Raw genomic sequence first — 24,265 nt, forward strand, 5'->3', positions numbered from 1 at the left:
CCGCCGGCCATCACCTCGGAAAGATGGACAACTCGGTATGGTTATCCATCGACAACCGTCTTCCCAGACTCTCCACAGCCGACGATGATCGCGTCATCGAAAGATGCGAAAGCATCTCGGATCGGGGAGGTCAGTTTGAGATCAGCCCTAGCGCTGGCCGGCGTCACCATGCTGGTCGGCAGTGGTCTCGTGGTCACCACCACGGGCGCGTCCGCCGCTCCGCCCTCCACCGCGGGACCATCGCTGGTCGCCGCCGCCGACACCGCGCTCAAGGAGCACTCCCGCGACGTCAGGTCGTCGGCGAAGGACCGCTACGCCGTGCACAGCAGCAGGCGCGACGCCCAGGGCCGGGGCGCGGTCCGCTACACCCGCACCTACGACGGGCTCCGCGTCTACGGCGGCGACGTCGTCATCCGCACCGGGGCCGACGGCGACTACGCCGGCAGCTCGGTCGGCCTGGCCGCGCCGCTGAGCCTCGCCACCACCCCGAAGGTCAGCGCCGCCAAGGCCGGCAAGGCGGCGACCACCGCATTCTCCGGCCGGATCACCGGCACCGGCGCGGCGGAGCTGTTCGTCGACGCCAGCAGCGGGACCGGACGGCTGGCCTGGGAGACCGTGGTCACCGGCTGGGCGCCCGACGGGCAGACCCCCTCGAAGCTGCACGTGATCAGCGACGCGCTCACCGGGGCCCGGATCGGCTCCTACGACGAGATCGAGTCCGTCGTCGGCACCGGCAACAGCATCTACGCCGGCCCGGTCGCGATCGACACCACCCTGTCCGGGTCGACCTACAGCATGATCGACCCGACCCGGGGCAACGGCCGTACCTGCGACATGAACAACGGCACGTCGACCTGCACCACCTTCACCGACGCCGACAACGTGTGGGGCACCGGCGCGGCCTCGAACCGGCAGTCCGCCGCCGTCGACGCGCACTTCGGCGCGGCCACGACCTTCGACTACTTCACCGAGGTGCACGGGCGCAACGGCATCTTCGGCAACGGCACCGGCGTGCCGAGCCGGGTGCACTACGGCAACGCGTACGTCAACGCCTTCTGGGACGGCGCGCAGATGACCTACGGCGACGGCACGGGCAACGCCAAGCCGCTGGTCGCCCTCGACGTCGCCGGCCACGAGATGTCCCACGGCGTCACCGAGAACGTGGTCCCCGGCGGCCTGACCTACTCCGGCGAGTCCGGCGGCCTGAACGAGGCCACCAGCGACATCTTCGGCAACATGGTGGAGTTCTACGCGAACACCCCGGTCGACCCCGGCGACTACGAGGTCGGCGAGAAGATCGACATCCGGGGCACCGGCGCGCCGCTGCGCTACATGTACAACCCGACGCTGGACGGCTCGTCGCACGGCTGCTGGTCGACCAGCACCAACAGCCTTGACGTGCACTACTCCTCGGGCGTGGCCAACCACTTCTTCTTCAACCTGGCCGAGGGCTCCGGCGTCACCCCGTACGGCACCTCGCCGCTGTGCGGGTCGGCCCCGCCGGTGACCGGGATCGGCCGGGAGAAGGCGGAGAAGATCTGGTTCCGGGCGCTGGACGCGTACTTCGTGTCGAACACCCGCTACGTGAACACCGCCCAGCCGACCAACACCGCGCGGATCCACACCCTGTCGGCCGCCACCGACCTGTACGGCCTGTGCAGCACCGAGTACAAGGCCGTGATGGCCGCCTGGACCGCGGTGAACGTCACCGGCACCGAGTCGTGCGCCGCCAACGACTTCACCGTCGCGGTCTCCCCGACGACGCTGACCCTCGACCCGGGCACCTCGGGCTCCGCCACCGTCAGCACCACGGTCATCCGGGGCACCGCCGAGACGGTCACCTTCTCGACCGGCCCGCTGCCGGCCGGGGTGAGCGTGTCGTTCTCCCCCGCCTCGGTCACCGCCGGCGGGTCGACCACCGTCACGGTCACCGCCGCCGCCACCGCCGGCAGCGGCACGGTGCCGATCACGGTGGTGGGCACCGCCCCCTCGGTGGCCCGCACGACCACGCTGAACGTGACGGTGAACGGGCTGCCGGGCTGCTCCGGCAGCAACGGCACCGACGTGCCGATCGCCGACAACTCGACGGTGCAGAGCACCATCGTGATCAGCGGTTGCGCGGCGACCCCGTCGACCGCGAGCAAGGTCGAGGTGCACATCGTGCACACCTACATCGGTGACCTCGTGGTCAGTCTGATCGCCCCGGACGGCAGCGTGTACACGCTGCAGAACCGCTCCGGGGGCAGCACCGACAACATCGACCAGACGTACACCGTGAACCTCTCCTCGGAGACGGCGAACGGCACCTGGCGGCTGCGGGTGCAGGACGCGGCGAGCCTGGACACCGGCTACCTCAACAGTTGGAGCCTGAACCTCTGACGCATCGGCGACACGGGCGGGCCATCCGGGGTTTCCCGGGTGGCCCGCTCACGCGTCGGCGACCCGAACCCACCCCGCTATAGTCATGTTTATCTATTGGTGTCGCCGTCCCGACGCCGGCAGCTCCCCCACCACCACCCCACCACCGAGGAGGTCCGGATGACTCCGTACCGCTCCCGCCTGCGGGCCTGGGCCGTCGCGTTCCTCGCGGCGGTCGCCCTGCCCGCCGCCCTGCTCGGCCCGCCGACGCCGGCGTCGGCCGCGAACACGTTGACCATGCTCGGCGCGGACGTCTCCTCCGTGCAGCGCAGCCTGGACCTCGGCGCGCGGTACTACGACGCGGCCGGCACCGCCCGCGACCCGCTCGACATCCTCAAGGGCGTCGGCGTCAACTACGTCCGGCTGCGGGTCTGGAACAACCCGGCCAGCGGCTGGAACAACAAGGCCAAGGTGCTGGCGTACGCGAGGACGGTCAAGGCCAAGGGCCTCAAGCTGATGATCGACTTCCACTACTCCGACACCTGGGCCGACCCGGGCAAGCAGTACAAGCCGGCCGCCTGGGCCAACCACGGCATCGGCCAGCTCCAGACCGACGTCTACGACTACACCTACGACGTGTGCACCAGCCTGCGCAACCAGGGCACCACCCCGGACAGCGTGCAGATCGGCAACGAGATCAACGTCGGCATGCTGTGGAACGACGGCAAGGTCGTCAACAACGACTTCACCAACCTCAGCCTGCTGCTCAAGGCCGGTTACCAGGCCACCAAGGCGTGCAACGGCGGCACCCAGGTGATCATCCACACCGCCAACGCGGACAGCATGGACCACGCCCGCTGGTTCTACGACGGCATCCGGGCCAAGGGCGTGCAGTGGGACCTGACCGCCCTGTCGTACTACTGCATGTGGCACGGCACGCTGGCTAACCTCTACAACGTCATCACCGACGTCCGCACCCGGTACGGCAAACCGGTGGTGCTCACCGAGACGGCGTACCCGTTCACCGCCGCGAACGCCGACTACGAGGCCAACGCGATCAACGGCACCGAACCCTGCGCGGGGCACCAGGCGAGCTGGACCGGCCAGGCCACCGAGTTCTCCTGGGTGCAGGACACCGCCCGCAACGCCGGCGCGATCGGCGTCTTCTACTGGGAACCGACCTGGTACGCGGTGCCCGGCAACGGCTGGGACCCGGCGAACATCAACGGCACCGGCAACCAGTGGGACAACATGGCCATCTTCAACTGGACCGGCCAGGTGAACCCGAACATCCGCTGGCGGCCGTAGGCCGGACGGTCGGCGGGCCACCGTCGGTGGCCCGCCGACCGGGCACTACCCTGGCGCGGTGCGATACGACGAGTGCGAAGCGGCCATCCGTGAGCTGGTCGACGCGGCCGACGAGGACGCCCTGCACGCCTTCGGGCTGGCGACCGTCACCCGCCTGCTGGAGGCCGACCTGATCGACGAGGCCGGTACCGACGACCTCGACGAGGACGCCTGGGCGGCGCTGACCGCCGCGCGGGAGCGGATCACCACGGCCGACGCGAGCGAGCTACGCGCCCACCTCGACCGCATCGACGAGGGCATCCTCGCCGACGGCGACATGGATCCTGGCCTGTTGATCGCCCTGTCGGCCCTCGAACACTGGACCAGCTACCTGGAGGAGCACCGGCGCGGCGAGCTGCACGAACTCGCCCTGCGTTCCGTCGAGGAGGTCGACTACCGGGTCTCGGCCGCGCTCGACGACTTCCTGGCCACGCCGGAGATGGCCGCCGAGTACGCGCGGATCAGGCAGTCGCTGACCGCCTGACGGGTCGATGGGTGGCGGGCCGGACCGACGGTGTGCCGCCAACCGGGTGGGTGGCGGCACACCGGTGTGCGCCTCAGTGCCGTGTGGTGTGCCCGCGCGCCGGCACGACCGTCACCCGCCGGACGGTCACCGGCCGCAGTTCAGCGTCAGCGGGCCCGGCGCGTTGGTCCAGACGAGCATGCCGAAGGTCGTGCTGCCACCCGGGGCCAGCGTCCCGTTCCACGAGGCGTTGCGCACCGTGACGTCGGCACCGGAGATGGTGAGCACGCCGTTCCAGAGGGCCGAGATGCGCTCGTCGCCCAACCACCGCCAGGTGACCTGCCAGCCGTTGAGCGTCTCCTCGGCGGTGTTGCGTACGGTGACCGTGGCCGCGTACCCGCCGGTCCAACCGTTGTCGATGGTGATCGTCGCCCGGCACGACGCCGACCCGGCCGGCAGCGTGCGGACCGGCCCGTTGAGCACGTACGGGTCGTGCTTCTCCCCGGCGCTGAACCGGTACCAGTAGTCGCTGTCCGGGGTCAGCCCGGTGACCGTGATGTCCCCCTGCCGTTCCGGGCCGGACACCGCCGAGGCCACCGGGTTCAGCCACGCCGTCGCGTCCTCCCGGCTGGCGAAGAGGACCAGGGTCATCGGCGGGTTGTAGCCGCACGGCGGGGTCATGATCATCGAGTACCGGACGGTGATGCTCGTGGCGCTGGCCGACACGAACTGCCCGGAGACCGGCAGCGCCGGGGGGCAGGCGTAGGTGGGGGTGGGAAGGGGGGTGGCCGAGAGCGCCGGCTGGGCCTGGGCGCCGGTGAGCGTGCCGGCCCAACCGGCCAGGGTCAGGGTCGTGGTCGCCAGCACCACGCCGAGCGTGCGGAGCATCCGTACCTCCGAGAGGGTTGCGGGGGGCACCGGCGGCCGGGACGGGCCTGGGGTGCCGGGCGGTGAGGGGTGGGTGATCTCTGCGCGACCGACGGCGGCCGTGGACCGGGTGGTGCCGGACGACACGGGCGGGGCGACCGGCCGGTGGTCACCGTCGCGGACTGCCCGGCGCGGGGTGGCGCGGTCGCCCCGCGTGTCCGACGGATCGGCGCACGAGTGGTCACGCTGGCTCCCGAGCGTGACGACGTCAGAACAGTCTGGCATTCGATGACTGTCGATGCAATGCCCGCCCGGCCGGCCGGCGTGCCAGCCGGACGGGCGTGCCGCGCCGCCGTCCGACCGATCACCCAGAACGGGTCGGATCAGCGGTTACGCGGCGGGGCGGCGCTGTCGCGGACGACCAGGTCGGTGGCGAGTTCGATCCGCGGACTCTCGATCGTCTCGCCCCGGGCCAGCCGCAGCACGGTACGGGCGGCCAGCATGCCCATCTCGGCCAGCGGTTGACGGATCGTGGTCAGCGGCGGCGAACACCAGCGGACCTCCGGCAGGTCGTCGAAGCCGACCACGCTGACGTCGTCGGGCACCCGCAGGCCACGCTTGCGGACCGCCTCGTAGACGCCGAGCGCCATCTGGTCGCTGGAGGCGAAGATCGCGGTGGGCGGTTCGGGCAGACCCAACAGGTGCATGCCGGCGGTGTAGCCAGACTCGTGGTAGAAGTTCCCGGGCCGTACCAGCCGGTCGTCGATGGCGAGGCCGGCGGCGTCGAGCGCGGCCCGGTAGCCGTCCATCCGGGCCCGGCTGCACATCAGCTGCGGCGGGCCGGCGATGAAGCCGATCCGCCGATGGCCGAGGCCGAGCAGGTACTGGTTGGCGCGCAGGCTGCCCGCCCAGTTGGTGGCGCCGATGGTGGGGGCCTCCTGGGGGGCCACCCCGGCGGGGTCGACGATGACCACCGGCAGCCGTAGCCGGCGCAACTCCGCCTGCAACGGCGGCTCCACCATCGAGGTCACGAAGATGACCCCCTCGGTGGAGCGGGTGCGCATGTTGTCCAGCCACTGCTTGGCCGACGAGGTGCGCCGGTGGATGGCCGACACGACGGTGCCGGCCCCGCTGGCCTGCGCGACGTCCTCCACCCCACGGATGATCTCCACGGCCCACGGGCTGTCCAGGTCGTTGAAGACCAGGTCGATCAGGGCGGACTGGGTGCGTCGCGCCGCCGAGCGGGGACGGTAGCCGTGCCGGGTGAGCAGTTCCTCCACCCGTTCCCGGGTCTGCGGGGCGACGTCGGACCGGCCGTTGATCACCCGGGAGACCGTGGGCACGGAGACGCCCGCCAACCGCGCGATCATCGCGATGGTGACGTTCCTGCCGTTCTCGGAGCCCACGGTCGCCCTTTCGGTCGGGGGAACTACGGTCGCAGAAGGCTATCGCAGCAGGTCGGGGTCACCCCTTCACGCTGCCGGAGAGCCCACCGATGAGCTGACGTTCGGCGATGGCGTAGAAGCCCAGCGCCGGGATCATCGACAGCACGACGTAGGCGAGCACCTTCGCGGTGTCGTCGGAGTACTGCCCCTGGAACGCCTGGACGCCGAGGGGCAGGGTCCACCAGCTCTGGTCGGTGAACACCACCAGCGGCAGCATGAAGTTGTTCCAGCTGCTCACCAGGGCCAGCACCGACACGGTGGCCAGGGCGGGACGGGCCATCGGCAGCAGCACCCGCCAGAAGAAGCCGAACGGGCCGCAGCCGTCGAGGGTCGCCGCCTCCTCGACCTCGCCGGGAATGGTCCGGAAGAACTGCCGCAGGATGATGATGGTGATCGGCAGGCCGAACGCCGCCTGGGGCAGGATCACCCCGAGCGGGTTGTCCAGCAGCCCCATCCCGCGCAACAGGATGAACAGCGGCAGGATCGCCACCGCGAACGGGAACATCAGCCCGATGGCGAAGATGGTGACCAGGAACTCCCGCCCCCGGAAGGCGAACCGAGCGAAGACGTACGCGGCCATCGCCGCCGCGGCGACCACGACGAACGTGCTGGCCACGGCGATGAAGACGCTGTTGCCCACGTTGCGCCAGAACACCCCGGCGGTGAAGATCTCGACGTAGTTGCTCGGCACCCACGGGTCGGGCAGGCCGAGCGGGTTGGTGGAGAGCTGCCCGTTGTCCTTGAACCCGCCGATCACCCCGAACCAGACCGGCACGACGATGAGTGCGCCGACGGCGATGCAGACGAGGTGCAACAGGAGGCGGCGGGCCCGCTGGGCCGGGTTCGCCGGGCTGGTCATCGCTGGTCTCCTTGGACGGTGAGGGCGCCCTCGGTGTCCCGGCGCAGCACGACGCGCTGGTAGATGAGGGCGAAGACGAGGCTCAGCAGGAACATGATGATGCTGATCGCGCTGGCGTAGCCGACCTCGAAGCGGCGGAAGCCGAACTGGAACATCGTCACGGCCATGGTCTCCGAGGCGTGGATCGGACCGCCGCCGGTGAGCACCCAGACCATGTCGAAGAGCTGGATGGTGCCGATGACCGACAGGAACACGCTGATCCGGATGGTCGGGCCGAGCAGCGGCAGGGTGACGAGCCGGAACGCCTGCCACGCGCTGGCCCCGTCGGTGACCGCCGCCTCGTTGAGTTCCTTGGGGATGTTCTGCCGGGCGGCCAGGAAGAGGATCATGTAGAGGCCGAAGTACTTCCAGGAGACCACCAGGAAGACGGCGTACAGGACGGTGTCCGGGTCGGCGAAGACGGCCCCCGCGTCGGCTCCCAGGAACCGGGAGATCGCGTCACCGAACCCCCGGTTGGGCGAGAACACCAGGTTGAACAGGACCGCGGTGGTGACCTCGGAGAGCACGTACGGGGCGAAGAAGATCACCCGGTAGATGGCGCGTCCCCGCAGCGGCTGGTTGAGCAGCATCGCCAGGCCCATCGCGACCGGCAACTGGACGACCAGGGAGAGCACGATCAGCACGAGCCCGTGCCACAGGTCGCCCCGGAACACCGGATCGGCGAAGGCCCGGGTGTAGTTGTCCAGCCCGATGAAGTTCTCGGGCAGACCGAAGCCGTTCCACTTGTAGAGGCTGGCGTAGCTGGCCACCACGATCGGCGCCAGCACCAGCAGCAGGAACAGCAGCAGGGACGGGGTGAGGAAGATGGCCAGGGCACGGCGGCGGCCCGGCCGGGGCCGGCGGCCGGTACGGCGTCCGCCGCCCGGCCCCGGCCCCGACGGTTCGGTCACTCGGCCGCCGGGTCCCGCGTTCGACAGGATCGATGGCGTGGTCATGCCTGCTCCACTCAGTTCTCGCCGGCGGCTGGTGATCGGTGGGGGTGGGACGTCACTACTGGGTCTTCGCCACCTGGGTGATGTCCTTGAGGATCTGCGCCGGTGACTTGCTGCCGGCGACCAGGGCGGCGACGCTGTCGTTGACCTGCTGGCCGACGGCCGGCGGGTACGCCTGGTCGAGGTAGAGCTGGAAGCCGGTGGCGGCGGCCAGGCTCTCGGCGACGATCTTGTTGTTCGGGTCGGCGATGGCGTCGGTGGCTTCCTTGACCGTCGGCAGCACCGCGCCGGTCTTCGCGCTCCGGCGCTGGACGTCGACGCTGAGCAGCGTCTTGAGGAAGTCCATGGTGGCCGGCGGGGCGTCCTTGCCGACGGCGAAGCCGTTGCCACCGCCGAAGACCTCGGTGGCCGAGCCCTTGCCGCCGTCGACGGCCGGGAAGGGGAAGAAGCCGAGCTTGTCGCCGAGCCCCTTCTTGCTGGTCGAGCTGGACGCCTGCACCGACGGTGCCCACTGCCCCATCAGCTCCAGCGCGGCGCCCCCGTTGCCCATGGTGGCGGCCTGACCGTCCGGGGAGCCGTACTCGGCACCGAGGAAGCCCTTCTGGAACGGCTGGAGGTCGACCAGTTCCTTGAGCCGCTCACCGGCGGCCGCGAAGTCGGGGGTCTCGAAGTTCTTGTCCTTGGCGGCCTGCTGGAGGGCACCGAGCCCGCCGATGCGCATGGACAGGTAGGCCCAGTAGTAGTGGGCCGGCCACTTGTCCTTGCCGGCCAGCGCCACGGGGGTGATCCCGGCGGCCTTGAGCTTGCGGACCACGTCGAGCAGCTCGGCCCAGGTGGCCGGCGGCGCGGTGATCTGCGCCCGGGCGAAGAGGTCCTTGTTGTACCAGAAGCCGACCATGCCGATGTCGAACGGCACCCCGTAGATCTTGCCGTCCACCGTGTACGGCTCCAGGGACAGCGGCAGCAGGGTGTCCTTCCACGGGGCGACGGTCTCGGTGAGGTCCTTGACCAGGCCCGCGTCGACCTGCTGCTTGAGCACCCCGCCACCCCAGGACTGGAACAGGTCCGGCGGGGAGCCGGCCTGGGTGGCGGTGGTCAGCTTGGCCTTGAACGCCTCGTTCTCCAGCGGCTGGATCTCGATCTTCACGTTGCTGTGCGCGCCCTGGTACTCCTGGGCCACGGCCGCCCAGACCGGCAGCATCGGCTCGGTGTTCTGGATATGCCACCAGTTGATCGTCTGGGGCGCGTCCGGGTCGTCGGACGCGTCGTCGCTGCAGCCGCTGAGCAGGTACGCGCCGGCACCGGCGCCGACGAGGCCGAGCAGCGATCTGCGGGAGAGGTGCGCTGTCATGATCCATCCCTTCAGGGACTCACGAGGTGCTCGGGCGCCGGCCGGGCCGGCGGGATTCGAAACGTGTATCTCCGGAACTTTCAGAGCGTCGCCGGTATTACCGATCGATGGCGGGCACGCTACGAGTTGTTTCCACGCGGGTCAAGACCTCTGTCCTATCGCGGCGAAAACGGCTAGCGTGTGCAGGGCTTCACCGAGCACGGACCTGATTTCGAAAGTTTCGAGAGCTGCCCCGAGGAGTGCACGTGTCGACCGACACCGCTGAAGTGGCGACCGCTGCCCGGTCGATCCGCAATCCCGTCCTCGCCGGGTTCCACCCGGACCCGTCGATCCTGCGGGTCGGCGACGACTACTACCTGGCCACCTCGACGTTCGAGTGGTACCCCGGGGTCCGCCTGCACCACTCGCGCGACCTGGTGCACTGGCGACCGCTCGGCGGGATCATCACCGACCGCCGCCTGCTCGACCTGCGCGGTTGCGGCGACTCCAACGGCGTGTGGGCACCCGACCTGACCTACCACGACGGGCAGTTCCACCTCGTCTACAGCGACGTGGCCAGCTTCGCCAGCGGCTACTGGGATCCGCAGAACTTCCTGATCACCGCGCCCGACATCACCGGCCCCTGGTCGGACCCGGTGAAGCTGCACGGGCGCGGCTTCGACGCCGCGCTGTTCCACGACGACGACGGCACCACCTGGCTGCTGGCCATGAGCGCCGACTGGCGGCCCGGCCGGGACCGCTTCGGCGGCATCGAGATCCAGCAGTACGACCGGGCCACGCGCCGGCTCGTCGGCCGGCCCCGCATCCTGTTCACCGGCACCCCGGTCGGGGTCACCGAGGGCCCGCACCTCTACCGCCACGACGGCTGGTACTGGCTGATCACCGCGGAGGGCGGCACCAGCTGGGAACACCAGGTCACCGTGGCCCGCTCCCGCGAGCTGTTCGGACCGTACGAGGTGGACCCGGACGGCCCGCTGCTGACCTCGGTAGGCCGGCCCGACCTGCGGTTGCAGAAGGCCGGCCACGGCAGCCTGGTCCGCACCCCCGACGGCGGGTGGTACCTCGCCCACCTGGTCGGTCGCCCCTACTCCCCGCTGGGCAGTTGCGTCCTGGGCCGGGAGACGGCGATCCAGCGGGTCGAGTGGCCCACCGGCGGCTGGCCCCGGATTCCCGGCGGGGTGCCCGCCGACGAGGTCGACGCCCCCGACCTGCCGGCGCACCCGTGGCCGGCGGAGCCCGCCACCGACGACTTCGACACCGACGAGCTGGGCCCGGCGTGGTCGACGCTGCGCCGGCCGGCCGCCCCGGACTGGATCGACCTGCGGTCCCGCCCGTCGCACCTGCGGGTCCACGGTGGGCAGTCCCCCGTGGGACGGCAGGCCCCCAGCCTGGTCGCCCGTCGGGTCGGCGCGACCCGGTGCGCCCTGGAGACCGTCGTCGAGTTCGACCCGGTCGACCACCGTCAGCTCGCCGGGATCACCGCCTACTACAACACCCTGAACTGGCATCACCTCTACCTGACCCGCGCGGACGACGGCCGTACCGTGCTGGAGCTGCTCAGCTCCGACAACGGCCGGCGCACCGCCCACCCGGAGCTGACGGTGGACACCGGCGGCGTCACCCGGGTCGGCCTGCGCGCCGAGTTCGACGGGCCGGTGGTGCGCTTCGGCTACGACCTGGGCGCCGGCTGGCAGCAGCTACCGGTCGAGCTGGACGCGACCATCCTCTCCGACGAGCACGCCGCCCTGATCATCGACGGCGAGCCGGCCGCGTGGGGGTTCACCGGCGCGTTCCTCGGGCTCTGGGTCCAGGATCTCGGCGGCGACGGCGGGTACGCCGACTTCGACCGGGCCACCTACCGGGAGCACTGACCGCCGGGCGTACCACGACCGACCGCACCACGACCGGCTCCGGTGGAGCCGGTCGTGGTCGTGCCCGGAGCCCGTCGCCGTCGAAACGTTGCGACTCGGCGTCGGCGGCCTGACCAGGAGTTCCGGAAGTATCGATGGTTGACCCGGCGGGTCAGCACTCGTAACGTTCCAGTCGACTTCCGGAAATCGATAGTGAACTATCGGTAGGTTCCGGCGCGGCCGTCCCCCGCGCGCATCGGTGGCCGCACCGCACCCCTGCCCCACCTCGCCGCCGTCGACCCGACGACGCGCCTCGGGAAAGGAACGCAGATGATGCTCAGACGGTGGATGGCTGCCGGACTGGTCGCCGTCGCGACCGCCGGTGTGTTGAACGCCGTACCGGCCGCCGCCGAACGGCCGTACGACCCGACCGCGCAGAGCCTGCGCGCCCTGGGCCAGCGCCACGGCCTGTACGTCGGCACCGCGGTCGACATGGCCGCCCTCGCCGACCCCGCCGAGCCCCGCTACCGGGAGATCGTCCGCGACGAGTTCTCCACGGTCACCGCCGAGAACGTGATGAAGTGGGAGTCGCTGGAGCCCACCCGGGGCAGCTACGACTGGTCGGCGGCCGACGAACTCGTCGCCACCGCCCGGCGCAACGGCCAGAAGGTCCGGGGCCACGTGCTGGTCTGGCACAGCCAACTACCCAAGTGGCTCACCGACGGGGTGGCCGACGGCTCCATCGACAACACCGAGCTGCGGTCGATCCTGCGCCGGCACATCACCACCGTCGCCAGCCGCTACCGGGGCAAGATCTGGCAGTGGGACGTGGTCAACGAGGCCGTCAGCGACCCCTGGGACACCCCGTCCACCCTGCACTACAAGGGGTTCTGGGCCGAACACCTCGGCCCCGGCTACGTCGCCGACGCGTTCCGCTGGGCCCGCGCCGCCGACCCGACCGCCCTGCTGTTCTACAACGACTACAACATCGAGGCGTTCGGCTCCGGCGACCCGGCCAACGACAAGACGCAGTTCGTCTACGACATGGTCAAGGGCCTGCTGGCCCGGGGCGTGCCGATCGACGGCGTCGGCAGCCAGGGCCACCTGGGCACCCAGTACGGCAACTACGACACCCTCCAGGTATCCGACGCGCTGCACCGGTTCGCCGGGCTGGGACTGTCCACCGCGTTCACCGAGGTCGACGTGCGCAGCCGGCTGACCGACGGGGTGCAGGCCGGCGACTCGGAGGAGATAAACCCCCGGCTCCAGGCGTCTGCGGCGAACTTCCACGTGCTGTTGCAGGCCTGCCTGGCCGAGCCGCGCTGCCTGTCGTTCACCGTCTGGGGCTTCACCGACCGGCACTCCTGGGTGCCCGGCACCTTCGACGACCCGCCGCAGGGCCTGGCCACCATCTACGACGAGAACTACCAGCCCAAGCGGTCGTACCAGCTGATGAAGGCCGACCTGATCTACGCCGGACCGCCGTACGTGCGGATGCGGGCCACGCCGAAGCCGCGCCGGTAGGCCGGCCGGTGGTCGCCGACATCCTCGACGCGGCCCGGGGCGGCGGACGGACGGTCAGCCTCACCTTCGACGACGGCCCGAACCCCACCGACACCCCGCGCCTGCTCACCGTCCTGCGGCGGCACCGGATCGCGGCCGTGTTCTTCCTCTGCGGCGGGCAGGTCGAGGCCCACCCCGAGGTGGTGCGCAGGATCGTGGCCGACGGCCACCACCTGGGCAACCACAGCATGCACCACGACGACATGTCCGCCTGGTCACCCGAGCGGATCGAGGCGGACCTGCGGGAAACCAACGAGGCCATCCGGCGGGCCGTGCCGGCGGCCAAGGTCCGGTACTTCCGGGCCCCCTACGGGGCCTGGGGGGCGACCCCGACGGTGGCCGCCGCGCTGGGCATGCGACCACTCGGGTGGCGGCTGGCCGTCGGGGACTGGGAGCCGCCGGGCACCGACGAACTCGTCCGCCGGCTGCTCGACGGGGTCACCCCCGGCGCGGTGGTGCTGCTGCACGACGGCGGCGGCGACCGCAGCCAGAGCGTTGCGGCGGTCGACCGGGTCGCACCCGTGCTGCGCGCACGACGCTGGCGGTTCACCCTGCCCGCCTGCTGATCGCGGCGGCCGGCGTGGCCCGGGAGACCGGGCCACGCCGGCACGGGCGGCGGTCCGACCGGCACGGGCGGACCGGGGTACGCAGCTGGCCCGCCGCCCTGACGTCGGGGTGCCGCCGGGCCCCGTGCGGGACCCGGGACACCCCGACGTCGACGGTCATGACGACGGCTCAGCTCCCACCGCTGGTTCCGCCCCGCCGGTGCCCGCGGTTGTCCCGGTCACGGTTACGGTCGGCCCCGTTGCGCCGGCTCACCGGCTCCCGGGCCGAGACCTCGTCGCGGCCCGTGGTGCGGGACGTGTGGTCACGGGAGGTATGGCTACGGGACGTGTGGTTACGCGAGGTGTGGTTACGGGAGGTGGCCCCGCTCCTGTGGTGCGAGCTGGCGGTGTCGGCGATCTCCCCGCGGGACTCCGTGTCCTGGTGGGAGCGCCTCGGCTGTTCCCGGGGGCCTCGGGTGACCATGAACCCGGAGCCCACACCGTGCACGATGGCCCCGGTGTTGCCGGCCGTGGTGTCCTGTCCCGGCGCGTAGCCGACCCCCCAGGTGATCGCGCCGGCTGCGGCCACCGCGCCGTAGGCGGCCCGGACCAGGTCACCCTGTTGGCCGTTGCGCAGCGAGTTGATCACCTCCTTGCCCACCACGTACATGCCGGGGCCGGCGGCCAGGGCCAGGCCCACACTGTTGGCCACCGCGTTGCCCCGCAGCCCGGCGGCACCCTGCACCCCGGGCGACGCGACCATCGACACGAAGTTGACGATCTTCTCGTCGTTCTCGTAGACCCACTTCCCCGCCTGCTGCGCCCAGGTCATCACCCGGTTGCGGCTGTCCAGGGAGTGCTCACTGGTCTCCCCCTCGTTCCACTCGACGCTGATCGAGTCGCCCGGGCCGGGGCTGCTGCGGCCGGAGGAGTTCGACGAGCCGTACGGCTGGACCACCAGGTCCTGGTAGTCGGCCGCGCCGTACTGGCCGTAGCCCGACGCCACGGACGAGCTGCTCGGCGCGTCCTGGCTGTAGTTGCTGGGGGTGTAGCTGACCTGCGGGTTACTGGCCTGGCTGTAGACGCTCGGCGAGTAACTGATCTGCCCGTACTCGCTCTCGGTGGGCGGGTAGTGGACGCTGTAGTTCTCGCTGCCGGTGGGACTTCCGGTCCCGCCCGGTGGCGGCTGATGGGGTGAGGACACCTGGGCTCCTTGATGCTCGACCAGCGGTTGACACGCTCTTTACGACCGGCCCGGCGGGCCGGTTCAGCCGGCGGCGGGGGTTTCTCACCGGTTCGCCTGCCACGGCGTCGCGGTGGCCTTGCCGGCGGCCCGTTCGGTGATCGCCGCAACCTCCTGCCGGGCCTGCGCCGAGATCCGCGCCGCGTCCGGCTCCTTGTACCAGGGCCGCAGCGTGATCACGGCGGGCCGGATACCGGTGGCGAGCAACAGTGCGGTCCCCTTCGGCAGGGCCCGGATCCGGTCCGGCGGCAGCACGTGCTCCTGCCGGTACGAGGTGGACCGCGACGAGCCGTCCCGGCTACGCGAGACGCTGACCGTGCTCACGTCGTGCTGCCCGACCAGCTTGGACACCTTCTCCACGAAGTCGGCGTCGTCGAGGCCCGCACCGAGCAGCTTGATGGTGGCCGCGCCCCACAGCGCGTCCATCCCGGCCTCCCCCCAGACCCGGGACCCCTGCCGGTAGCTCTGCAACAGGGTGACCACGTTGATCCCCCGCGATCCCAGGTGCGAGTAGAGGTCGGGCAGGTCGGAGATCCGGCACACGTTCGCCGCCTCGTCCAGCACCGCCGTCATCGGCGGGTCGAGCCGGCCGCCCATCCGTTCGGCGGCCACCACCCCCGCCCGCAGCGTCGCGTCGGCGAGGCCGGCGATCACCCCGGCCGCCGAACCGCCACCGTCCTTGGACAGCAGGAAGAGGGTGTCCCGGCCGAGCACGTGCTGTTCCGGGCGGAACTGCGGCAGGTACGGGTCCGGGGACACCCAGGCCAGGATCTCCGGGTCGAGCAGGCACGCCACGCACTGCCGGGCCGTCTCGTAGATGCCGTCGCGGGTCTCCACCGCCCCGCGTACGGTGCCCTGGAGCTGCTCGGCCATCGCCGGCAGCCCGGCGTCGCGCAGCAGGTCGATCGGGGTGCGGTCGGCCGGGTCGGCCAGCCAGCCGAGCAGCTCGGCGACGGGTACCCGCCCCCGGGCGGCGGCCAGGAAGAGCGCGGTCAGGGTGTTCTGCGCCGCCGAGATCCAGAAGTCCTTCTTGGCGGTGTCGTCGTTGACCGACGCGACGAAGTGCCCGGCCAGTCGGCGGGCCCCCTCGATGCTCGTGCAGTCGGCGAGGATGTCCCACCACATCCGCCGGGGCACGTGGGCGATGCCCTGCGGGTCGAACGTCCACACCGTACCGACGCGTTCCCGTTCGGCGCGGGTCACCGCGTACACGTCGGACTTGTTGGAGGTGAGCAGCACCGCCCCCCGGGCCCGCAGCACCCGGGGCACCGCGATGCCGGTGGACTTGCCGGCCCGGGGGGCCATCAGGTCCAGCTCCACGTCCTCGAAGGAGGAGCGCAGCTCCGGGCCGTTCGGCGCGAGGTCGCCGAGCAGGTTGCCGGTGTCGTCCGGGCTGAGCTGCCGTACCCCGGCCAGCGAGGGACGCAGTTCCCGGGCGCGGGCGGCGATCCCGGCGGGGGCCAGCGGGGCCAGGTCACGTACCCGGGCCAGTCCGACCCCGCGCCCGCGCAGGTCCAGCAGCCGGCGTCCGGCGAGCACCGCCGGCACCACCAACAGCAGCGCCACCACCAGCATCCCGGCGTAGACCGGGTACGGCGACGCGCCGGGCCAGAGCGTGCCGATGTCGCCGGAGATCAACGCCAGGTACGCGCCGAGGGTGAACGGCGGTGGGTGCCAGCCGTGCCCGGTCACCGCGGCGCCCAGGGTGCCGCCCAGCCAGGCGACCGTGAACAACGCCGCGTTGGCGAGGACCACCAGGCAGAACGCCCAGAAGAACAGGTCGGCCCCCCGGGGTGCGCCCGACGACATCCGGCTCATGCCCGCCACCCCGGATCGCCCGCGAGGGCCTCGTCGGCGAGGTGGGCCAGCTCCGGCCGGGTGGCCAGGTTGCCCAGTTCCGCCTCGGCCTCGAAGACCGCCTGCCGGGCCGCCGCCCGCTCGGCGGCCTGCTGGGCGGCGTACCCGTTCTGCACCCAGCGTTGGTTGGTGTCGTGCAGCCGGCGCTCGGTGTCGGTGATGGACACCCGGATCGGGATGCCGGGCCGGCCACCCACCTTGATCAGGAACCGGCCCCGGCCGGGTGGTTCCTCGTTGCTGCCGGTGCTCGCCCAACCCGGCGGCGACGACCAGGACGAGACCAGCTCGATCTCCCGCTTGGACAGGCCGATCACCCGGCCCAGGTCGGTCATCTCGGCCGCCGGCAGCCCGGCGCAGGCCACGATCCCGGCCCGCTCCACGAAACCGCGCGCCTTGGCCCGGTCGGCGTCCGAGCCCAACGCCTCGGCGTCCTTGAGGGTGTGGGTGATCTTGGCGTCGCCGAGGCCGAGCGACCGGTTGAGCCGGGTCAGCGCGTCGATCCGGTCGACGATGCCGGAGGCGGCCCGCAGCGGTCGCCACAGCTCGTCCAGGATGGTGAAGAACCAGCGGCGCGGAGCCAGGCCGGCGTCGGCGAGGGCGTGCGAGGCGGCGACCGTGCCCAGGCCCTCGGACCAGGCGGCCAGCATCGCCGCCGCGGTGAGCTGGGTGTCCGACTCCCCGATCCGGGAGATGTCGATGCAGACCGCCGGGGCGTCCGGGTCGATCCGGGTGGAGGTGGTCGAACCGAAGGTGTCGCCCAACGCACCGTCGAGGATGCCCAGCAGCGACCGGTGCAGCGGGTCCACCGCATCGCGGTAGCGGCTCTCCTGACCCCGGTCCAGGGTCACCGCGCGGACCCGGTCGGGTCCCTCCTCCAGCACCCGCAGCAGGTCCGGCAGCAGCGGCGCCCGGCCCTGCGGCGTGCGTTCGCGCAGGTGCCGCAGGCAGGCCGAGAGCACCGACTGTTCGTGGTCGTCCAGGGCCCGGCCGCGCACGATGGTCAGCAGCGCCGCCACCATGTTCAGCACCCGGCCGTGCGTCTCGGCGGCCAGCGCCCGGCCGGCCCGGCCGCCGATCCGCTCGGCGGCCAGCCCCATCGCCCCCGGGTCCAGCACGTTGATCCCGCCGACGCCGCGCCCGATCGGGATCACCTGACCGCCGAGGGCGCGCACCGTGTCCGCGTAGTCCGGCTTGAGGTCGCCGAGCACCAGTGGCACCACGCCGGTCGCGGCCAGGCCCACCGCCATCCGGTTGATCAGGGTCGACTTGCCCAGACCGGGCATGCCCAGCATGAACAGCGACGGGTTGGAGATGTAGCGGGCCCGGGTGAACCAGGAGATCGGATCACCGCAGACCGTGGCGCCGGTGTAGAGGTGCTGGCCCAGCGGCACCCCGGACATCGGCGCCCCCGAGCCGGCCGAGAACGGCCACAGCCCGCACGCCTGCACGGTGGTGGCCCGCCACATGGTGGGCGCGTCCAGGTAGCCGACCCGGCCCCCGCCGGGCCCCTCCCAGCCCCGCGCCGAGGCGGGCAGCTCCCGGCGGGGCCGGGGCGGCCTGGTGTTCTTCGGCGGTACGGGGGCCCCGTCGTCCGGGTCGCCGACCAGCCCGGTCAGCGCGGTCCGCGCCCCCGAGGTCCCGGCCGGCCAGCCCGCCCCGAGCCCGTCCGCGCGGACGGCAGGTGCGCCGCTCACATCGCCTCCTGGAGTTCGTGTGGCAGCACGGTCTGCTCCCACGGAAGGATTCCGGCCGGCAGGGTGCAGGTGAACGCCGCCGCCTGCATCCGGTGGGCCGGCCGCATCGCGATCCGGGTCGCCCCGGTCATGTTGCGGACCAGCACCGACGCGTCGTCGAGCTGGGACCGGTCGTCGACGGTGACGGTCAGCATCAGCGAGAACTCCACCAGCCCCGCCCCGGTGGCCTCCTCGGCGGCGGCCTGCTCGGCGGCGCGGACCTCGGCGGCGGCCCGCGCCTGCACCATTCCCCGCCCGGAGGTGGCCATGAACTGCGCCGTCCGCCGGTCGGCCTCGACGATCCGGGCCGAGGTCGCCGGGTCGATCGGCCGGTACAGCAACGCCACCCGTTTGCGGCGGGTGCCGGCGGAGGCGTCGAGCATGGTGCGCAGCACACTGGAGCGCACCGTGCCCCGGGGCGCCAGGGTGAGCAGCCAGGTCCGGGAGACCCCCGAGTCGTGCTGGTAGGCGTCCACCGACTCGACCGCGGCGACCGGCCCGCAGTCGGCCCACTCCAGCCCGGTCTGCCCGTGCTCGGCACGGACACTGAGCACCTCGGCGGCGCAGGCCGGGTCGTACGCCACCCGGACCACCTCGGCGATCTGCTCGGCCGACAGCGGCTCGGCGACGCCCCCACCGGCTCCGATCAGCCCGGTCAGCAGGCTCGGCACCCGGATGGCCAGGTCGGCGACCACGTCCTCCGGATCCCGCCGCGCCCCACCCACCGGGGCGTAGGTGAGGGTGATGTACGAGTTCATCTCCGACGACGCCGACGGGTAGTCGTCGACCACCTCCTCCAGCACCGCACGGGCGGCGGCGGGAGCGGCGGCGTCCAGCCGGGGCAGCACCTCCGCCGCGAGCCGGGTGCCCGGGTCCGGTGCGGTCTCCACCACCACCGCCGCCCCGCGCAGCCCCGGCTCGTGGGCGAGCCGGGACAGCCACTCCCCCCACAGCGACACCCACGTGTCGACCTGCTCCGGGTCGACCAGCGACCCGCCGTCGGGCTCGCACCGCAGCACGATCGTGTAGAGGTTGCGGCTCTTGTGGTGCAGCACCCCGAACGGCCTGTCGTAGGCGTCCCGGCCCTCCCGGGCGAGCACCCCGCTGAGCAGGCCGGGCGGCGGGAACCGGCCACCCGGCCGCGCCGACAGCGGCCCGGAGACGTACAGGTGCTCCCGCCGGGACACCCGACGCGACCAGCCGATCCGCAACGTCAGGAGCTGGTACATGTTGCGGCCGTCCTGGGTGCGTACGGCCATCGGCAGCAGCGCCACCACCAGCGGCACGCCGACCACGAACGCCGCCTGTAGCGACGCCAGCGAGGCCAGCAGCACCAGCACCAGCCCGCCGAACACCCCGACCGTGCCGACCAGGCCGAGCGGGCCCAGCCCGGCCCGGCGCGGCCGACGCCAGTTGCCGTACGTCGGTTCGATGACGGCTTCCGTCGACATTGCCTCTCCCTCGTCTCACCAGACCACCACCGGCCGGATCGTCCGGTCGGCGGCGGTCCGCGCTGTCAGTTGTGGCCGGCGTCGCCGTCCGCGCCCGACACGGTGCCGGCCACCATGTTCCGGCCGGTCCGGGCCGCCCGGTGCGCCCCGTCGATCGCCGCCCCGACCGGCCCGGCCAACCGGGCGGCGGAACCCGCCGCCGCCGTGCCACCGGCGGAGCTGCCCGCGTTACGACCGGACCGGCCCTCGCTGCCGGACGGTCCCTGCCGGCCGGTGTCGCCCCGGCTGCCCTGCGGCCCGCGTGCGCCGGACGGCGCGCCACCGCCCCCGCCGCCGGAGGACAGGGCGGACCCGGCGACCCGTTTCGCGCCGGAGGCGACCATGCCGCCCGCGGCCGAGACGGCGGTGCCGGTCGGATCACCGGTGCCCAGCGCCGCCGTGGCCGGCACCACGATCTTGAGCAGCGCCGGCAGGGCGATCGCCGACAGCAGCAGGACGCCGATGCCGGCGATGCGGATGTGCGAGGAGTTCTGGGTCCGGCTGCCGACGGCGAGCATCTCCGCGCCGGAGAACATGATCAGACCGACGGCGGGCTTGTAGAGCAGCCAGGCCACCGTCCAGCCGATGTGCTTGCGCCACCAGCCGGCACCCCAGTTCGTCATCGACGCGGCGGCCGCCAGCGGCAGCGTGCCGAGCATGATGGTCATCACGCCCAGCCGCAGGTAGAGCATCAGCACGTGCACGATGGCGGCGATCAGCAGCAGGAAGGCCAGCACCAGCAGCAGGAACGACTCGATGGACGAGCCGTTGTCCACACACGGCACACCCATGATCACCTGCATGGCCGCCGACTTGAGCAGGTGGTCGGAGAAGCCGTCGGAGAGGCTGGCCGCCCGGCCCACCACCCACGAGCCGGCCCCGGCGACCAGGATGACCCGCAGGAAGCCCTGCAACGCGGTCCGTCCGGCGGTGCCCTTGCGTTCCATCGCCATCCGGGCGGCGGCGAACAGCACCGACCCGATCGCCAGATAGGTCACGACCCACTCGATCTGGTCGCTGATCAGGCTCGGTACGTCGTCCGGGCCGCCCTCGGTCGTGGTGCCCAGCGTCGGCACCGAGGCGCTCAACTCGGCGAAGATCGAGATCGCGGCGGCCAGCATCAGGTTGGCGATCATCCGGACCAGGGTGCCGATCGGGTCACCCAGGAACGAAAAGAAGCCGGTGATGATGTCCAGCGGACTGGGAGGTGAACACCCGCCCATCTACTTCCTCCAGAGGGTGTAGCCGGCGCTGCCGGTGACCGTGCCGAGCGAGGCGTGCACCACGCCGGCCCGCGACGGCGTCACCTTCCAGTCGCCGGCGTCCCAGCGCAGCTCGACCAGGGTCGCCACGTAGCCCCCGGCACCGGTCTTGACCAGCAACTGCACCCGGGCGGCGTCGGCCGCGTACCGGGACAGGGCGAAGCCCGCATAGCTGCCGCCGCCACGGCTGGTGACCACCCCGGCGGCGGCCTCCAGCCGGGCCACCAGCACGTCACGGCCCGGCCCCGGCAGCACCTGCCGGTCGGCCACCGTCCGCCAGGCGGGCCCGGCCAGCTGGGTGGGCACGGCGTGTGCCGCCAGCACCGCACCGATCGGGGTGTGCGCGAAGCAGCCCAGCACCCCGTCGGCGGTGCGCGACGGCCCCTGCGTCGCGGAGACCGGCACCCGGTCGCCGCCGTCGAGGGTCCGCCACGCCACGTCCTCCGGCGGCACCGCCGGGCCCGCCGTCACCACCGGTCGGGGTGGACACTGCGCCACCTGCGCCTCGGCGGCGGCGCGGGCCACCGGGTCGACGGACGTCTGCCGGGTCACCCCGGACACCCAGACCCCCGCCGCCAGCAACGCCATGCCGGCGAGGAACGCGACGGACAGCAGCCAGCCGCGCTCGGCCCAGAACGGCGGGTCCGCCGGAGACCGGCCTCGCCCGCCGGTCACTGCGGCTGGCCGGCGGTGGTGCCGGCGCCGCCGAGGAAGAAGTTGGCCAACGGACCCGCGACGGCGACCAGGATGCAGCCACCGAGCACCAGGCCCAGGCGGGACATGTGTTCGGAACTCTCACCCCGCTTCACCGAGATCGCCATCATCGTGCCGGTGATCAGCACCCCGGCCACCCCGGCTGCGGTGCCCGCCCAGGCGATCAGGCCCAACAGCTTGTTCACCAGGGTGTTCAGCTGTCCCGGGGCGTTGGGGGTCGGGTTGATCCCGCCACCGGGTCCCGGGTCGGGGGCCATCGGGAGGCGGGCGAACAGGTAGGCCGCCGCGTACTGGGACAGGCTCGTGAACGTCATCGGAACAGCTCCTTCAGGGCAGGTGGCATCACCGGAGGCGTCGACGACGCTCCGGCGGTGACGGGGGTGGAACAGGGCCGGGCAGTGCGGGGTGCGCTGTCCGGCCGGCGACGGTCCGGCTCAGAGTCCGAGGTCGCCGAAGAACGTGACGAGCGGTCCGGCGGTCGCGCCGAGCGCGCAGCCCATCGCGACGAACACCGCCCCGCGGAAGTGGTCGCTCATTTCCCCGGGCACACCCCGGTTGAGTTGGATGGCCATCGAGATGCCGAGGATGAGCAGCCCGGCGACGCCCGCCGCGCTGACCCCCCAGGCGAGCAGGTTCAGCAGGTCGTCGGCCGCGCCACCGGCCGGGTCGTACGGCGGCGGGGGCTGGAAGGCCGGCAGCGGGGAGGGCGCCGCCGCCGGACCACGCGCCAGGAACGCGGCGACGATCCCGTACCCGGAGGTCACCGGGTCATCCCCTCGCCGGCCAGCCCGGTCGCCGCCCGCAGCCGGTCCAGGGCCTTGGGCATCCGGGCGGGCTGCTGTCCCAGCCGCCAGGCCGGAATCCACGGCACCCGGTGCACCGGCGCGACCGACCGCAGCACCCGGATGCGGCGGGTCAGTGCCGGCGGCAGCCGGCCCGGGGCGTCGGCCAGCAGCGCCAGGCCGACCAGCCGCATGCCGGGCGGGTGACGCCCCTCCCGCAGCGCGTTGAGCGCCCGGGAGACCGCCCGCATCCCCTCGGCGTTGGTCCGGCCGACCAGCATCACCGTGGCCGGTTCCGCCCGCGCGGGGTCCGGCCACCGGCAGCCGAGGTCGACGCCGCCGAAGAGCCGGGTCAGCGTGGTCGTGCCGGCGCCGCCGTGCGCCGCGATCCAGCCCAGCCCCGTCTCGGACAGGGACCGCCGGGACACCGCCGCCCCGGGACCGGTCCGGACGGACGGCGGCCCCGGTGGCATCCGCGGTGCCGGGTCGGTCATCGTCGCGGACCCCATGGCACCCACCTCCTGTCGAATGTCGCTCCACTTCGTCGACGTCCCGGTTGAACCACCCCGGGTCCGGACCCGTCAGTACGGCGGGCCGGGCGGTCGACGGACGCCACTACGACGGGCCCCGCCACCCGGTTCACGCCGGGGACGAACTTTTTTCCACCGCGGTGATGACCAGCCTGGGAGGCGACATGGCAGCGTCCGACAACGACGGCGCGGAGCCGACGCAAGGGTCGAACCGGAGCAGCGCGGCGCTGATCGGCGCGGCCGTCGCGGCCGGGCTGAGCTGCCTGGCGACCCCGGTGGCCGGGGTGGTCGGGGCCGCCGCCGTCTTCGTGATCGGCGCGCTGGGCGTGCTGCTGGCCCCGCTCGTCGCGCTGATCCTGTTCTTCGGTGGCGGCGGTGGGTCGGCCGACCCGGTCAGCGCCGCCGACGACTCGCTGGCCGCCGCGCAGGGCGACGGCAAGGGCACGCTCGACCCCGACCAGGTGCCCGAGGGGCTGGCGGACAGCATCGAGGACGCCGGGAAGACCTGCACCCAGATCGGCCCGGTGGTGATCGCCGCGCAGATCGAGGTGGCCTCCGGGTGGGACCCGGCGAAGGTCGGCCCGAACGGGGAGAAGGGCATCTCCCAGCTGCCACCCGCGGTCTTCACGCAGTACGGCGAGGACACCGACGACGACGGCGACACCGACGCGGTCGACGAGGAGGACTCGATCGCCGCCCAGGCCAAACACGTCTGCGCCCTGGCCCGGCAGGCCCAGGCACTGCTCGACGACGGCGAGGCGATCGGCGAGGTGCTCGACCTGACGCTCGCCGCGTACGCCGTCGGCATCGACGAGGTACGCCGGGCCGGTGGCGTCCCCTCCACCAACGCCGCCCAGCTCTACCTCGCGCAGGTCCGGTCCCTGTTCGCCAAGTACCAGGGGCTCGGCGGTCCGCCGCCGTCGTTCCCGCCGACCGCCTCGCCCAGCCCCGCCTCGCCCAGCCCCGGAGCGTCGGGTGACTGACCCGTACCGACCGGCGGAACCGATCCGACCG

Annotated in this window: 21 protein-coding genes; 7 read left to right on the plus strand and 14 right to left on the minus strand. The window is 72.3% G+C overall.

What is annotated here, in order from left to right:
- The first annotated feature begins 135 nt into the window (after nt 1-135).
- The 3 genes from ACWCHM_RS13335 (at nt 136) to ACWCHM_RS13345 (ending at nt 4,189) form a co-directional block, all read left to right on the plus strand.
- The gene (locus tag ACWCHM_RS13335; RefSeq protein ID WP_454222617.1) at nt 136-2,379 is read left to right on the plus strand and encodes a M4 family metallopeptidase; all 2,244 of its coding nucleotides are present in this window, start codon (nt 136-138) and stop codon (nt 2,377-2,379) included.
- Nucleotides 2,380-2,538: 159 nt separating this feature from the next.
- Nucleotides 2,539-3,666 carry a glycoside hydrolase family 53 protein gene (locus tag ACWCHM_RS13340; protein WP_204960186.1) on the plus strand — a complete coding sequence of 376 codons (1,128 nt, stop codon included), beginning with the start codon at nt 2,539-2,541 and terminating at the stop codon, nt 3,664-3,666.
- A gap of 58 nt (nt 3,667-3,724) precedes the next feature.
- Nucleotides 3,725-4,189 (plus strand): hypothetical protein, encoded by a 465-nt coding sequence (locus tag ACWCHM_RS13345; protein ID WP_204960187.1) that lies wholly within the window; start codon nt 3,725-3,727, stop codon nt 4,187-4,189.
- Between the two features lie 126 nt (nt 4,190-4,315).
- Here ACWCHM_RS13345 and ACWCHM_RS13350 read toward each other — a convergent pair whose 3' ends face one another.
- The 5 genes from ACWCHM_RS13350 to ACWCHM_RS13370 all read right to left on the minus strand — a co-directional run bounded on the left by ACWCHM_RS13350 (nt 4,316) and on the right by ACWCHM_RS13370 (nt 9,682).
- The gene (locus tag ACWCHM_RS13350; RefSeq protein ID WP_454222618.1) at nt 4,316-5,056 is read right to left on the minus strand and encodes a cellulose binding domain-containing protein; all 741 of its coding nucleotides are present in this window, start codon (nt 5,054-5,056) and stop codon (nt 4,316-4,318) included.
- Nucleotides 5,057-5,418: 362 nt separating this feature from the next.
- Entirely contained in the window at nt 5,419-6,405 is a 987-nt protein-coding gene (locus ACWCHM_RS13355) for a LacI family DNA-binding transcriptional regulator (protein ID WP_239485909.1), read from the minus strand.
- A gap of 94 nt (nt 6,406-6,499) precedes the next feature.
- Nucleotides 6,500-7,339 carry a carbohydrate ABC transporter permease gene (locus ACWCHM_RS13360; RefSeq protein WP_454222619.1) on the minus strand — a complete coding sequence of 280 codons (840 nt, stop codon included), beginning with the start codon at nt 7,337-7,339 and terminating at the stop codon, nt 6,500-6,502.
- Complete coding sequence (locus ACWCHM_RS13365; RefSeq protein WP_454222620.1) at nt 7,336-8,334, minus strand: carbohydrate ABC transporter permease; 999 nt, start codon at nt 8,332-8,334, stop codon at nt 7,336-7,338. The genes ACWCHM_RS13360 and ACWCHM_RS13365 overlap by 4 nt, the downstream gene beginning before the upstream one ends.
- A gap of 55 nt (nt 8,335-8,389) precedes the next feature.
- Nucleotides 8,390-9,682, minus strand: coding sequence for an extracellular solute-binding protein (locus tag ACWCHM_RS13370; protein ID WP_204960192.1), 1,293 nt, complete (start codon nt 9,680-9,682; stop codon nt 8,390-8,392).
- Between the two features lie 245 nt (nt 9,683-9,927).
- Here ACWCHM_RS13370 and ACWCHM_RS13375 point away from each other — a divergent pair, with 245 nt between their 5' ends.
- The 3 genes from ACWCHM_RS13375 to ACWCHM_RS13385 all read left to right on the plus strand — a co-directional run bounded on the left by ACWCHM_RS13375 (nt 9,928) and on the right by ACWCHM_RS13385 (nt 13,661).
- Complete coding sequence (locus ACWCHM_RS13375) at nt 9,928-11,553, plus strand: glycoside hydrolase family 43 protein (RefSeq protein ID WP_454222621.1); 1,626 nt, start codon at nt 9,928-9,930, stop codon at nt 11,551-11,553.
- 309 nt (nt 11,554-11,862) lie between these two features.
- On the plus strand, nt 11,863-13,056 hold the full coding sequence (locus ACWCHM_RS13380; RefSeq protein ID WP_454222622.1) for an endo-1,4-beta-xylanase: 1,194 nt from the start codon (nt 11,863-11,865) through the stop codon (nt 13,054-13,056).
- Between the two features lie 8 nt (nt 13,057-13,064).
- Complete coding sequence (locus ACWCHM_RS13385; protein ID WP_454222623.1) at nt 13,065-13,661, plus strand: polysaccharide deacetylase family protein; 597 nt, start codon at nt 13,065-13,067, stop codon at nt 13,659-13,661.
- Between the two features lie 169 nt (nt 13,662-13,830).
- On the opposite strand, the gene ACWCHM_RS13390 is transcribed toward ACWCHM_RS13385, so the two are convergent.
- The 9 genes from ACWCHM_RS13390 to ACWCHM_RS13430 all read right to left on the minus strand — a co-directional run bounded on the left by ACWCHM_RS13390 (nt 13,831) and on the right by ACWCHM_RS13430 (nt 23,230).
- Nucleotides 13,831-14,844 (minus strand): hypothetical protein, encoded by a 1,014-nt coding sequence (locus ACWCHM_RS13390; RefSeq protein WP_454222624.1) that lies wholly within the window; start codon nt 14,842-14,844, stop codon nt 13,831-13,833.
- 84 nt (nt 14,845-14,928) lie between these two features.
- Entirely contained in the window at nt 14,929-16,701 is a 1,773-nt protein-coding gene (locus ACWCHM_RS13395) for a type IV secretory system conjugative DNA transfer family protein (protein ID WP_239485768.1), read from the minus strand.
- On the minus strand, nt 16,698-18,434 hold the full coding sequence (locus tag ACWCHM_RS13400) for an ATP/GTP-binding protein (protein ID WP_454222625.1): 1,737 nt from the start codon (nt 18,432-18,434) through the stop codon (nt 16,698-16,700). The genes ACWCHM_RS13395 and ACWCHM_RS13400 overlap by 4 nt, the downstream gene beginning before the upstream one ends.
- Nucleotides 18,431-19,924, minus strand: coding sequence for an SCO6880 family protein (locus ACWCHM_RS13405; RefSeq protein WP_204960197.1), 1,494 nt, complete (start codon nt 19,922-19,924; stop codon nt 18,431-18,433). The genes ACWCHM_RS13400 and ACWCHM_RS13405 overlap by 4 nt, the downstream gene beginning before the upstream one ends.
- A gap of 65 nt (nt 19,925-19,989) precedes the next feature.
- Nucleotides 19,990-21,186 carry a hypothetical protein gene (locus tag ACWCHM_RS13410; RefSeq protein WP_204960198.1) on the minus strand — a complete coding sequence of 399 codons (1,197 nt, stop codon included), beginning with the start codon at nt 21,184-21,186 and terminating at the stop codon, nt 19,990-19,992.
- Nucleotides 21,187-21,900, minus strand: coding sequence for a hypothetical protein (locus ACWCHM_RS13415; protein WP_421488504.1), 714 nt, complete (start codon nt 21,898-21,900; stop codon nt 21,187-21,189). It abuts the gene before it with no gap.
- Nucleotides 21,897-22,253, minus strand: a complete 357-nt coding sequence (locus tag ACWCHM_RS13420) for a hypothetical protein (RefSeq protein ID WP_204960200.1) — start codon at nt 22,251-22,253, stop codon at nt 21,897-21,899. Before ACWCHM_RS13420 ends, ACWCHM_RS13415 begins: the two co-directional genes overlap by 4 nt.
- 120 nt (nt 22,254-22,373) lie before the next feature.
- A complete protein-coding gene (locus tag ACWCHM_RS13425) occupies nt 22,374-22,703 on the minus strand; it encodes a hypothetical protein (protein ID WP_204960201.1) in 330 nt (109 codons plus the stop codon).
- Nucleotides 22,700-23,230 (minus strand): hypothetical protein, encoded by a 531-nt coding sequence (locus ACWCHM_RS13430; protein ID WP_239485769.1) that lies wholly within the window; start codon nt 23,228-23,230, stop codon nt 22,700-22,702. The genes ACWCHM_RS13425 and ACWCHM_RS13430 overlap by 4 nt, the downstream gene beginning before the upstream one ends.
- A 185-nt stretch (nt 23,231-23,415) precedes the next feature.
- Here ACWCHM_RS13430 and ACWCHM_RS13435 point away from each other — a divergent pair, with 185 nt between their 5' ends.
- Nucleotides 23,416-24,234, plus strand: coding sequence for a lytic transglycosylase domain-containing protein (locus ACWCHM_RS13435; protein WP_204960202.1), 819 nt, complete (start codon nt 23,416-23,418; stop codon nt 24,232-24,234).
- Nucleotides 24,235-24,265 lie beyond the last annotated feature (31 nt).

Source organism: Micromonospora sp. SCSIO 07396 (assembly GCF_053667945.1).